Annotated in this window: 16 protein-coding genes; 11 read left to right on the top strand and 5 right to left on the bottom strand. The window is 45.8% G+C overall.

Going from position 1 to position 11,999, the window contains the following annotated elements:
- Positions 1 to 281, bottom strand: a 281-nt coding sequence (locus tag BLP64_RS10265) for a phage integrase N-terminal SAM-like domain-containing protein (protein WP_324615357.1), incomplete at its 3' end; no start/stop codon positions are given.
- A gap of 242 nt (positions 282 to 523) precedes the next feature.
- On the opposite strand from BLP64_RS10265, the gene aadA1 reads away from it, so the two are divergent.
- From aadA1 to BLP64_RS10220, 8 genes are all read left to right on the top strand, one after another.
- Complete coding sequence (aadA1, locus tag BLP64_RS10260) at positions 524 to 1,315, top strand: ANT(3'')-Ia family aminoglycoside nucleotidyltransferase AadA1 (RefSeq protein WP_001206316.1); 792 nt, start codon at positions 524 to 526, stop codon at positions 1,313 to 1,315.
- A 73-nt stretch (positions 1,316 to 1,388) separates the two neighbouring features.
- Positions 1,389 to 1,961: an HNH endonuclease gene (locus BLP64_RS10255; protein ID WP_199286065.1), complete on the top strand. Its 573-nt coding sequence runs from the start codon at positions 1,389 to 1,391 to the stop codon at positions 1,959 to 1,961.
- Entirely contained in the window at positions 1,948 to 2,634 is a 687-nt protein-coding gene (locus BLP64_RS10250; RefSeq protein ID WP_092593959.1) for a hypothetical protein, read from the top strand. Before BLP64_RS10255 ends, BLP64_RS10250 begins: the two co-directional genes overlap by 14 nt.
- Before the next feature lie 122 nt (positions 2,635 to 2,756).
- Positions 2,757 to 2,978, top strand: coding sequence for a hypothetical protein (locus tag BLP64_RS10245; protein WP_092593958.1), 222 nt, complete (start codon positions 2,757 to 2,759; stop codon positions 2,976 to 2,978).
- A 114-nt stretch (positions 2,979 to 3,092) separates the two neighbouring features.
- Positions 3,093 to 3,671: a YajG family lipoprotein gene (locus BLP64_RS10240; RefSeq protein WP_092593957.1), complete on the top strand. Its 579-nt coding sequence runs from the start codon at positions 3,093 to 3,095 to the stop codon at positions 3,669 to 3,671.
- A gap of 628 nt (positions 3,672 to 4,299) precedes the next feature.
- A complete protein-coding gene (locus tag BLP64_RS10230; RefSeq protein ID WP_092593955.1) occupies positions 4,300 to 5,319 on the top strand; it encodes a DUF2157 domain-containing protein in 1,020 nt (339 codons plus the stop codon).
- 18 nt (positions 5,320 to 5,337) lie between these two features.
- Complete coding sequence (locus BLP64_RS10225) at positions 5,338 to 6,237, top strand: cation diffusion facilitator family transporter (protein WP_092593954.1); 900 nt, start codon at positions 5,338 to 5,340, stop codon at positions 6,235 to 6,237.
- A gap of 72 nt (positions 6,238 to 6,309) precedes the next feature.
- Positions 6,310 to 6,552, top strand: coding sequence for a GlsB/YeaQ/YmgE family stress response membrane protein (locus BLP64_RS10220; RefSeq protein ID WP_092593953.1), 243 nt, complete (start codon positions 6,310 to 6,312; stop codon positions 6,550 to 6,552).
- Positions 6,553 to 6,573: 21 nt separating this feature from the next.
- Here BLP64_RS10220 and yghU read toward each other — a convergent pair whose 3' ends face one another.
- A complete protein-coding gene (gene yghU, locus BLP64_RS10215) occupies positions 6,574 to 7,428 on the bottom strand; it encodes a glutathione-dependent disulfide-bond oxidoreductase (RefSeq protein WP_092593952.1) in 855 nt (284 codons plus the stop codon).
- A gap of 107 nt (positions 7,429 to 7,535) precedes the next feature.
- Positions 7,536 to 7,940, bottom strand: coding sequence for a BON domain-containing protein (locus BLP64_RS10210; protein WP_092593951.1), 405 nt, complete (start codon positions 7,938 to 7,940; stop codon positions 7,536 to 7,538).
- A gap of 132 nt (positions 7,941 to 8,072) precedes the next feature.
- Between BLP64_RS10210 and BLP64_RS10205 the strand changes: the two genes are divergently transcribed.
- Genes BLP64_RS10205 through BLP64_RS10195 form a run of 3 tightly spaced genes read left to right on the top strand, consistent with a single transcriptional unit; the run spans position 8,073 to position 9,981 of the window.
- A complete protein-coding gene (locus BLP64_RS10205; protein ID WP_199286064.1) occupies positions 8,073 to 8,534 on the top strand; it encodes a YccF domain-containing protein in 462 nt (153 codons plus the stop codon).
- 34 nt (positions 8,535 to 8,568) lie between these two features.
- The gene (locus BLP64_RS10200; protein WP_092593950.1) at positions 8,569 to 9,510 is read left to right on the top strand and encodes a phospholipase A; all 942 of its coding nucleotides are present in this window, start codon (positions 8,569 to 8,571) and stop codon (positions 9,508 to 9,510) included.
- Between the two features lie 9 nt (positions 9,511 to 9,519).
- The gene (locus BLP64_RS10195; protein WP_092593949.1) at positions 9,520 to 9,981 is read left to right on the top strand and encodes a methyltransferase family protein; all 462 of its coding nucleotides are present in this window, start codon (positions 9,520 to 9,522) and stop codon (positions 9,979 to 9,981) included.
- Between the two features lie 4 nt (positions 9,982 to 9,985).
- Here BLP64_RS10195 and BLP64_RS10190 read toward each other — a convergent pair whose 3' ends face one another.
- A complete protein-coding gene (locus BLP64_RS10190) occupies positions 9,986 to 11,452 on the bottom strand; it encodes a PH domain-containing protein (protein WP_092593948.1) in 1,467 nt (488 codons plus the stop codon).
- Positions 11,445 to 11,939 carry a PH domain-containing protein gene (locus BLP64_RS10185; RefSeq protein WP_092593947.1) on the bottom strand — a complete coding sequence of 165 codons (495 nt, stop codon included), beginning with the start codon at positions 11,937 to 11,939 and terminating at the stop codon, positions 11,445 to 11,447. The genes BLP64_RS10190 and BLP64_RS10185 overlap by 8 nt, the downstream gene beginning before the upstream one ends.
- Between the last annotated feature and the right edge of the window lie 60 nt (positions 11,940 to 11,999).

The raw sequence follows: 11,999 nt of genomic DNA, 5'->3' as shown, positions 1-11,999 counted from the left end.
AAAGCATTTAGAGCAACTTTTTGCGTATTAACAGCAACATGGCGCTCATTCGCCAACCAACTTAAAAAGGCCTTCACCTCTTCCGCTCCCATATCAATAGGATGTCGTTTTTTATGAAAATAGATAAACTGCCGTATCCAACCTAAATAAGATTTCTCAGTTTTTAAGCTATAGCCACGTAATCGCATATCAGCGCGAAGTTTTTCAATAAAAGGGCTCGCCATCATTAACATCCATGATTTTTGATAATCGTGAGTTAAGCATAATCGATCAATCGGCACGCTTCACGGCTCAAAGTCGCACACTTAAAGCTTGCATGTAGGATAAATATGTCCTATTTTCAATTACATAATTTAAACAAAAATAGTGTTACCAAGCGTAGTCGAACAGCAAAGTGTGCGTGCTTACTTTGCTGACAGTAAAAGGCGACTTTTTAGATGGTTTTTGTATTGTTTTTGGTGAGTTACCAATTTAAACGAACGATTACGACATGTGCCAGCACACTACACAAATGTTAAACATCATGAGGGAAGCGGTGATCGCCGAAGTATCGACTCAACTATCAGAGGTAGTTGGCGTCATCGAGCGCCATCTCGAACCGACGTTGCTGGCCGTACATTTGTACGGCTCCGCAGTGGATGGCGGCCTGAAGCCACACAGTGATATTGATTTGCTGGTTACGGTGACCGTAAGGCTTGATGAAACAACGCGGCGAGCTTTGATCAACGACCTTTTGGAAACTTCGGCTTCCCCTGGAGAGAGCGAGATTCTCCGCGCTGTAGAAGTCACCATTGTTGTGCACGACGACATCATTCCGTGGCGTTATCCAGCTAAGCGCGAACTGCAATTTGGAGAATGGCAGCGCAATGACATTCTTGCAGGTATCTTCGAGCCAGCCACGATCGACATTGATCTGGCTATCTTGCTGACAAAAGCAAGAGAACATAGCGTTGCCTTGGTAGGTCCAGCGGCGGAGGAACTCTTTGATCCGGTTCCTGAACAGGATCTATTTGAGGCGCTAAATGAAACCTTAACGCTATGGAACTCGCCGCCCGACTGGGCTGGCGATGAGCGAAATGTAGTGCTTACGTTGTCCCGCATTTGGTACAGCGCAGTAACCGGCAAAATCGCGCCGAAGGATGTCGCTGCCGACTGGGCAATGGAGCGCCTGCCGGCCCAGTATCAGCCCGTCATACTTGAAGCTAGACAGGCTTATCTTGGACAAGAAGAAGATCGCTTGGCCTCGCGCGCAGATCAGTTGGAAGAATTTGTTCACTACGTGAAAGGCGAGATCACCAAGGTAGTCGGCAAATAATGTCTAACAATTCGTTCAAGCCGACGCCGCTTCGCGGCGCGGCTTAACTCAAGCGTTATAGCTAAAGAGAGTTATGGATTACTTATCACTATTCAGAATGCCAACTCCGATGAAAATCACGGGGCGGTCGTCAAGCATCACGAACTCATTTATTAACTCAATTATTCCAATAATTGTTCCAACAAATGAGCAAGTGAAAGAAGCCTTGGAAATTCTTGGCATGGATCACGATAGTTTCCAATGCGCTTATTGTGGTGCCACTGCTTCGGAGTGGGATCACTTGCGCCCTTTGGTTCTTAACAAAAAGCCAACGGGCTATATTTCGGAAATCCATAATTTGGTTCCAGCTTGTGGAAAATGCAATCAATCAAAGGGCAACAAGCCTTGGCATACCTGGATCACGAGTTCAGCAAAGTTATCGCCACAATCTAGAGGGGTGCCAGACCTTAACCAGCGCATCGATAAATTGCATAAATACGAGGCTTGGTTAGAGCCAACTAAAGTTGATTTTGAGGCGGTGGTCGGCAAAGAAAAATGGGCGCAGCATTGGGCAAACTGGGAGTCGGTACAAAATACTATGCGTCAGGCTCAAACGCTCGCAACTGAAATAAACCAGACAATCGCAAAAGAATATGCAAAGCTATAACAAAGCAATCAACCGGACTCCGCTAAGCGTGGCTCGCTTCGCTCACAATGCCACGCTTATCTCCGCTCGGTTATTGCGGCGTTATATGGCTAGTGAAAGTATGCAGAAAATTTTAGTCTTATTAGTATTTTTAGTTTCTAGCTTTGTGAACGCTGAAACCGATCCTTGTGAGTCAAATCAATATCCAGTTAAATGGAAATCCAATTTAAGCCATCCCGAATCTTACGAGCTACCTGCTATTTTCTATAATACTAACAACTCAAAAGTTATTGTTTCTGTTTCAAAAGCAATAAACTTTGTTGAAAGAAATATGGCAACTCATAAGCCTTATTTAAAAAATGCAAAAGCATTCATAATTAATAGCTTGTCTGAATTGCCACCAAACAAACTTGTTGATCATTCAAGCCTTTGGATACCGACAGAAGGATTGCGTGGGCAAGAATTAAATAAAGCAATTCATGTTATGGCAGGTTACCAAGGATTATTCGAAGGAGTATTACTAAATAATGATGCATCGGTAAGTATTAATGAAAAATTGGTTTCCTCATCTAATGCTGTGTATATGGTTGGTAAAGACCCAGAACCTGCCCATGGTTTAAACTATGTGCATAAACTTGTTGTTTCAAACTCTAATAACATAGTATTTTCTAAGTGTTGGCTAGACAGCAAATAGCCATATAACAAGTTACTCAAAAGGACGCAAAATGCTTGGCTTGTGCTCCTTCGTCGCTAAGTTTAGCCAAGCTACATTTTGCGCCCATTAGTAAGGCGTTATAAACCACAAGGAGAGTTCAGTTGAATATTAATGCTACGCTGCTCGGCGAGATCATGATTGTATTCATATTGGTTGTAGGTGCATTAAGTTACTACCTCGGTCGTCGTAAAACACAAACGCCGATTTTGGCTGGTTTGCTCGGTTTAGTGCTTTCAATCATTCCACCGTTTGGCTTGGTTTATCTGGTGGTGCTCGTGCTTAAAAAAGATGTAGGTTCTACATCGGAGGCAGTAAGTGGGTAAAGTGGTTTATAACAAGGCCAGTCACGGCGACGCCTTTTCCGCTGCGGCTTCGCCTTCACTACAAAGCCGCGCATGCTGGCGGCGTTATGAATTAAACCAACTAAGGAGTAAAAAATGAGATTACCAATAGCATTAAGTTTAGTAATGTTGCTATCTGGGTGTGCATTCAGTGTATACGATGTGAATGTCGATTATAAATATGACAATCCAATTGAGACAGACTTAAGCTCAATTGCATTAGACGTCGGAGAGTTCAAAGACTCAAGGAATGTCGATAATCCACGAATGATAATGAATCAGAAAAACGGATATGGGCAAACAACAACTGGAGGCTGGCAAGCAGAAAAGCCTTTAATAGATATAGTGAAAGATGCTGTCATAGATGGGTTAAAAAAGTCTGGAGTGACTCTCAACGAAAACTCCCAGGATATGGTCTTGAGCGCAGAGTTACTTGAGTTTGATGGTGATATTAAAATGGGCGCTTGGGTTGGCTCTTATGTTGGAAAAATGAGCGTTAAAATGCAATTGGTTGACAAGCAGTCTGGTGAAATTATATGGAGGGATACTTTCGTCGGTAGTGGAGAAGCGAAAGGTAACGAAGGCGTTGCATCTGTCCTTAAAATATCATTAGACAATTTGGTTGATAATCTACTAAATGACAAATACTTTATTCAAAAAGTATCTGGAAAGTAATTCATAACAAAGCCATTAAAGGCGACGTGCTTATGGCACGCGCTTTATGGCGGCGTTAGCCTCATTAATTGACCACTAAAGCGCCAATAGGGTTCTTAAGCATGAGCATCATTTCAGAAAAATTTAATGCAAAAATTAGCTCCCTAAGAAATGATTTTGAAGTCAATAGAGATATTGTACACAACGGGGTTAAAGGCGGACTAAATGAAATCGAGCTCTCCTCGATAATCAAAGAGGTTACCCCTCAAAAATATAAAATAGCAAAATGCGTAATAGTGGTTTTTAGGTATAGTTGCTGGGGTTTAAGAAAGATTCTATCTGGAGCGCCGAAGACTTTTAACGTTCCCGTAAAGTAAGAACGCTGCTTATCATTTTTGAGTACGAGAACAGCTAAGAAGATAAGTCCTAAAGGAGGCATAAAACCAGTTAGAAAACCAACGATCCCACATAGAACAGGATTTGTTGTTTTTTCTTGCCTAGAATAAAACTCAAGATCCCCACGACTAACGCGAAAACGAAAGCGATTTATTGTAACCCTCCATTTTAAGCAGTAGATCTTGCGGAATTCCGCCGATGGTGCAGGATTAAACGTGAAAAGATAGCTATGCTGATGCCTAAAGGAGGCAATATGGCAGCAACATCGTTACAAAAACAGCTAGAAGAAGCCGCTAAGCAACAGATTATTTCTGCTGAGCAAGCTGCGGCGCTTGGCCAATTTTTACAGCCCTCAGAAACAGCACCGCGTTTTACCTTTGAGCACATCTTATATTACCTTGGTGGATTGCTTGCCATTGGCGCCATGACCTTATTTTTGTCGTTCAGTTGGGAGCGCTTTGGTGGGCTGGGTATTCTGCTCGTTAGCGCTATTTATGCCATAATTGGCGGGTTGCTCGCCCATCGACTCAGGGAGCAACAACGGCATATTCCGGCTGCAATTTGTATTGTTTTTGTCGTTTGTCTGATGCCGGTGATGACATACGGAGTGCTACATTGGCTTGGGTGGTGGTCCGTAGAAACGCAGTATTCGTTGGCGTCCCGTCCGCAGTGGATAACTTTAGAACTGGTCACAATCATCGCTGGGCTAATCGCGTTGTGGCGCTATCAATACCCATTTATTATGCTGCCCCTTGCACTCGCGTTGTGGCAGTTTAGTATGGATGGCGCTTTATTTTTGCTCGACGACCGTAGCTGGGTGCTTCGCGAACAGACGTCGATGGTGTTTGGGTTGATCCTGATTGTCGTAGCGTTGTGGGCTGATATTCGTACGCATCACCGTGGCGACTATGCTTTTTGGCTCTATATGGTCGGAGTTCTGACATTTTGGGGCGGCATGTCGTTACTGGATTCAGGGAATGAATGGCGGCGTCTCATCTACTTCATCATTAATCTTGTCCTCATTGGCGTTGGGGCCATGCTCGTACGGCGCGTATTTATCATTGTGGGAGCGATTGGGAGCACCCTCTATTTATCCCATTTAGCAAATGATTTATTCAGCGATAGCTGGTTATTTCCAGTCAGTTTAGCGGCCATTGGATTATTGATTTTGTGGTCGGGGGTGCTTTGGCAACGACATCACGCTGTGATCACTGAAAAAACTCGCTTATTGTTACCGTTAGCGTTGCGACAACTATTAGACGCAAAAAATTAACCATGTGAAGGAATACCTATGGCACATCATCATGATCACAGTAAGGACATGGCCTCAGAACGGTTAGGGCTCGTATTCCTTCTGAACCTGTGCTTTACCATTATTGAGTTTATTGGCGGCATTATTACCAATAGTACGGCCATTCTTGCTGATGCCGTTCATGATTTAGGGGACACCATTTCGCTGGGCATGGCGTGGTGGTTGAATAAGTTAAGTGGTAAACAGGCAAATAGTCGTTATACCTACGGTTATCGGCGGCTTAGTTTAGCTGGCGCGTTTATTAATGCGGTGGTGCTGATTATTGGGGCGGGTTGGATTCTTTTTGAAGCAATTCCCCGCTTGTGGGCTCCCGAAATGCCCATGGCCGAAGGCATGGTGGTATTGGCAATTTTTGGGATAGCAGTGAATGGCTATGCTGCTTATAAACTATCGAAAGGTAAAACCCTGAATGAACGGGTGCTCAACTGGCACTTAATGGAAGATGTTTTGGGCTGGGTGGCGGTGCTGATTGTGGGGATTGCCTTGCAGTTTGTCGATTGGCCGATTTTGGACCCATTACTTTCCATTGCCTTTACGATTTTCATTCTCTACAACGTGCTGCGCCATTTGTTTGAAACAGCGCGGTTGTTCTTTCAGGCGGCCCCTGATCGCCGCGTTGTGGAACAAGTGGAACAGACCTTAAAGAACCTTCCGCATGTGACAGAAGTCCACCATTTACACTTTTGGTCCCTTGATGGGGAACATCATGTGTTAACCGCTCATTTAGTGTTAGCCACGGATATTGATAATGAGCAGCGGCGGGAATTGAAATTAGCGATTGATACTGCTTTGGAGCCTTATGACTTGAGTCATACAACCATTGAGTTAGAGCTGCCCGGTGAAGCGTGTCGTGACGAATTTACATACGATAAACATTAAGTTGTCTTTATTTGTAGGAATAGCCTGCTATGCTTAAATTGAACCTATTAACGAGGGATTAAGGAGAATCGTATGAGCTTCCTTTGGTTTATCATTGTTGGATTAATTGCAGGTTGGTTAGCGGGAACGCTAGTAAAAGGTGGGGGTTTTGGTCTTCTTGGTAATATCGTGATTGGTATTATTGGAGCCATGATTGGCGGCTTTTTATTTAGCCTACTCGGTGTTGGTGGCGGTGGTGTGATTTGGAGTATTGTCGTCGCAACCGTTGGCGCCGTGGTATTGTTAGTCATTGTACGAGCAATCAAGAAAGCTTAATACGAAAACAAAAAAGCCGCCTTAACGGGCGGCTTTTTGTTCAAAATCAGTGGCATCATGACGTTCATGAAGCTGCTCATGGGGTTCTCCCCACGTGCGATTCACCATTTGACCTCGAATCACCGCAGGTCGCTTTGCAATTAACTCAGCCCAGCGAAGCACATTTTTATAGCTGTGTGCCGCTAAAAACTCTGCAGCATTGTCATATACCTTGCCTAAGACTAACGCACCATACCACGGCCAAATGGCCATATCAGCAATGGTGTATTCCTCCCCAGCAATGTAGGTATGGTTGGCCAATTGCTGGTCTAACACATCAAGCTGACGTTTTGCTTCCATGGTGTAGCGGTTAATCGCGTATTCATATTTTTCAGGTGCATAAGCATAAAAATGCCCAAATCCACCCCCTAAAATGGGTGCACTCGCCATTTGCCAAAACAACCAGTTCATGGTTTCAGTGCGCTGCTTGGGATCGGAGGGTAAAAATGCTTGAAACTTTTCAGCTAAATACAGCAGGATGGAACCTGACTCAAACACGCGTGTGGGTGGCTCGGTACTGGTATCTAACAGTGCTGGAATTTTTGAGTTGGGATTCACAGCAACGAAGCCGCTGCTAAATTGATCCCCTTCCATAATTTGAATTAAGTGGGCGTTGTATTCTGCTTGCTCAATACCTAAGGCAAGTAATTCCTCCAACAGAATGGTGACTTTGACGCCGTTGGGGGTTGCGAGTGAGTAGAGTTGCAACGGATGTTTGCCTTGAGGCAATTCTTTGTCGTGAGTTGCTCCGGCAATAGGGCGGTTAATGGAGGCAAAGCGGCCGCCACTTTCTTGATTCCATTCCCAGACTTTTGGTGGAACATAAGGTTTAGACATGAGCCTCTCCTATCAATGTTGATGGGGCTTATTATACCAAAATCACTGACGGTGAACAAAAAAGCCCAGCGCTTATGGCTGGGCTTTCTGTTACTAAAAGTTCGGGATTAATCGCGAACTTCGATGTCATTTTCAACAGATTTAACGCCTTCAATGCCTTCGGCTAACTGCTCCGCCAAGTCAGCTTCAGCATCCGTTGCTACAACACCACTCAGGACCACATGGCCGTTAATTGTTTCGACATTAATGTCACCCGCACTCACTTGATCGGCTTTAAATAACGCTGCTTTGATACGTGTTGTGATTGCACTATCACTGAGGTAGTCTCCAGCACGTTCGGCCACATCACGAGCATAATCAGCCGCATCACCCGCCGCATCTTTCGTGGCTTCTGTGGCTTTCTCAATGGTTGACTGAGCTTGCTCTCGAGCCTCCTCTTGCTCTTGTTTTGAACAGGCAGGCAACGCTATCATGGTAGCAATGGCCAATAGCACAGTGAATAATGTTTTCATAAGAACCCTCCTGGTTGTTAAATTGGTTCCATCTAAACATAGTAAAGTTCGCTGCGAATACGAGTGGGTTTACAAACAATTTGCGTTTTATCGTGGAGCACTTTGGTAAAGTGACTATGATTGAGGAAAATTATGATTCGGACGTTAGGTAATATCTTATGGTTCGTGCTGGGTGGAGTCATCATGGGGTTAGGATGGTGGCTGGCAGGGGTGATTGCGTTTATCTCCATCATTGGCATTCCATGGGCACGGTCTTGCTTTATGATTGGTCGCTTTTCCTTTTTCCCGTTTGGCAAAGAAGCCATCGATCGGGAAGAATTGACTCAGCGTGCTGATTTGGGAACCGGTGGGTTAGGCTGTTTAGGAAATATTATTTGGTTTGTTCTGTTCGGTTGGTGGTTAATGTTAGGGCATATACTCTCAGCGGTAGCGCAAGCCATTACAATCATCGGCATTCCTTTTGCGATTCAACATTTGAAATTAGCCGGGGTCGCCATTTCACCGGTGGGTAAAACGGTGGTTAGCAAAGAAGTTGCTGCAGCAGCTCGTATGTCGAACGCCAGTCATACGGTTGCAAAGCTGCGTAACAAATAATATTGGATTCGTTCCTTAGCAATGGAGAAGCTTTATGTGGAAGCTAACGGCCGTATTAACCCTGCTTGGGGGCGGATTTATCACATCGGCATTAAGCCAAGAAGTGAGCGATCCGATTCCTGCGGAAGAACCTTTAAATGCTGAGAACTTTAACGAGGCAGATTTATTAGGGCGATTCTGGGAGTTAGGAGAGGATCAAAAACGTGGTATTTTCCAACTGCGCACCTTCCATCCGAACTTTATTCTTCCGGTTCACCATAGCTCGAACATTAACGTGCAGCCAACCTCGCCTACCTTGGGGGATGGGGTGCCGCTCGAAAGCCATAAACCGAACGAGATGAAAATTCAGATTTCGTTGCGGACCAAACTGCTCGAAGATTTAATATTGGGAGGGGATCTGTGGGTCGCCTACACCCAAATATCACTTTGGCAGGCGTGGAACTCAGACGATTCATCGCCGTTCCGGAGTACCAACTATCGTCCGGAAGTGTTTTATGTGTTGCCATGGCAAGAGGAATGGGATTTTCTGCCTGGCGATGCGCGGGTTCGATTCGGGAAAGTGGGCTTAGCTCATGAATCAAACGGTCAACGGAAGCCAGATTCTCGGAGTTGGAACTATTTATACTTTGGCGGTGCGGCAGAATGGGGAAAGCTGACCTGGGAAACCACTTGGAAACAGCGTATCAATGAGCCGACGGAAGACGATAACCCTGATTTAATTCGTTACCGTGGTAACTTTGAGAACCGATTTGCGTGGCATGATTCGTTAAGTACTTACAGTATTACTCGAATTAATCGGGAATTTTCTTGGGATAAGGGGTCGTGGCAGATTGATTTCACACACCCTGTAAACTCGAACAAGCCTGATGGGTTGCGTTTCTATATCCAGTTTTTCTCAGGATATGGTGAAACCTTGCTAGATTATAACCACCGCCAAAACCGTATTGGCTTTGGATTTTTGCTACTCAACATATAGGGTGAGCATGTGGCATCCTTGGAATTAAAAATCCCCCCATTACTGGTGGTGGCCATCATTGCTGGACTGATGGCATTGACCGCATGGTTGATGCCGATGGGGCCTTGGCATTTTACTGATGCAACAGGACTGGCGTTGGGGTTATTCATTGCGGGGTTGCTCATTGCGCTGGCAGGCGTGATTGGATTTCGCCGTGCTCGCACCACGGTGAACCCCATGCAACCGGAAACCAGTCGGGTGTTGGTCCAGACGGGAATCTATCGATTCACTCGCAACCCCATGTATTTGGGTTTTTTATTGATGCTGGCTGGGTATGGCGTATGGCTGGCAAATTTACCCGCTCTGGTGTGGTTAATTGGCTACGTGCTGTACCTCACGCAGTTTCAAATTATTCCTGAAGAACGTTGGCTAACGCAAAAGTTTGGGGACGAATTTCTGCGTTATCGCCAGCATGTGCGGCGGTGGTTTTAAACCGTTACATCCACCGCCGAGTGTCAGTGCCAATGCGCTGGATCCACTCTGCTTGTAGGGCAACCGCTGTCTCATAGGGCTGATATTTAATGACTTCTGTTCCAGCCGCACTATGAATGACTAAATTGGCATAGCCGAGCAACCGCAACCACGGGGATTGATACACCGTGATTTGCTGGGCTTTATATAATGGGTACCAAGTTTCTCTGCGCCCTAACACTCCTTGTCGCTTCGCTAACCACCCTTGCGTTAGGGTGAAACGGTAACAATGCCACCAAGCCACCGTATAGGTTTGTAGCACCAGCCAACTGCCGGCGCCGACGATCAAACTAAGGCTGGCGCTCACCTCATTGAAATAACACACCAAAGCGATGGCTGGCGCGGTGAGGCCCACCCAAAACGATGGGTTCAATAAAGCGATAAAATGGATTTTATGCCACGTCAATTCATGCCGAGGAGGAATGCCAAGCCAATCACAGAGTTGCGCCAGCTGTTCGTGAGTTAACACGGGCAAGACAAAAGCACCGCCCTCTACTTGCTGGCTCTGCGCCACGGGTTGCAGTTGATTCACGCGCGCCGAATAGCGCCTTAGCAAGCGGCTGCGTATATTTTGTTGGAACAGAACACGTTGTAGTTTTTCATACCGAAAACTGAGAGTGCGGATGGTAAATAGGCCCATTCGTGCTTGATAGCGTTGGTCTGCAACAGTGAGCTCTAAGCCATAGTAGCGCAGCATCGTTAATCCGATAGCAAGGAACAAAATAACCGCCAGGGTGACGACAACAATGCTGATGCTTAATAAGGCACTGTCTTGAATGAAGCTTAATTGTTCGTTGAACCAAGGAATGACGGTATCTTCAAAAAATGATCCCTGCGTGATGGGATACATGAGCACCGCAAAGATAACAAAAATCTTGTTATCGATGAGTCCTGCACGGAACACTTCCCCAATGGGAAACGAAACTGTTTTGGTGTGAGAGGGGGGTGCGGAAACTTCGATTTCCACCTCTTGCGGCATGGTTGATTCTGCTAGCATGCGTTGACGCAACTGATGAGCCAGAGCGATGGTTAACCCGGGAATTTCAACCTCTTTACCCGCCGAGCCGGCACTATCAACCCGTAACGTGACCAAACTAAAGGGGCGAAAATACCAACTTTGGTCAATTTCTGCTTGTTGGATACGCTCGTATTTTAAGGTGAGGTTGGTTTTGCCGAAAATACCTGACCGGATATGGATTGCGTCCTCCGCCAAGGCGTACAGAAAAAATCGTTGATTTAATATCGCACGAACCACGATATAGGTCAGGTAAGCCCCACCCACCGCATACGGGATCCAAAGTTTATCGGTCACCACGATTGCCGCCAATGCCGGGAGTAAATTGGTGATATTGCGCACCAAATCACGCACTTCTTTAGCAATAAAAAAACCAATGGTTAACAGTGGCGTTCGTTGCCACGATAGATTACTCATGGCTTTCCTGTTCAGTTGGCTCTTTGGCGATGGTCAAAATTAGTTCGTTTTTGATGGTTTCTGCAGTGGCCAATTGCAGCCCAGGAATGCTCAAATCTGCGCCACTACTGCCGGCGGTATAAAGCACCAAGTGCGCTAACCCGAGCAGCCGCTCAAGCGCTCCTTGGCGCACTTCCACATGCTGAATACGGTTCAGGGGAACCGCGCGAGTACTTTGCCACAAGGCGCCGCGGCGGAGTAACACCGCTTCTGGTGACCGTGCGTAAGCAGTAAATTGCAGCCGTCGAGCGGACCAAATAAAGGCCATGATAAGGGTGAGCACGGCCCAAGGAATGCCTATCCAAAGCGGTGCAGGCAGCCATTGCCACTCAGGAAAAAGTGCGTAGATAACGATCACGGCAATGGCCAGGAACACCATGTCGATGAGCACGACTAATTGTAAATAGGTTTTATAACTGGGTTCCACCGCTTGCCAGAGCAGGTTCATTTCGCTGTTTATCCTTCATCATGAATGTGTTGGTTGTTATAGCGATAATTTAAAAGGCAT

It is taken from the genome of Pseudidiomarina indica (assembly GCF_900104245.1).
Lineage (GTDB): Bacteria > Pseudomonadota > Gammaproteobacteria > Enterobacterales > Alteromonadaceae > Pseudidiomarina > Pseudidiomarina indica.
Note: the sequence above shows the minus strand (reverse complement) of the source record. Positions and strands in the feature narration are given on the sequence as shown.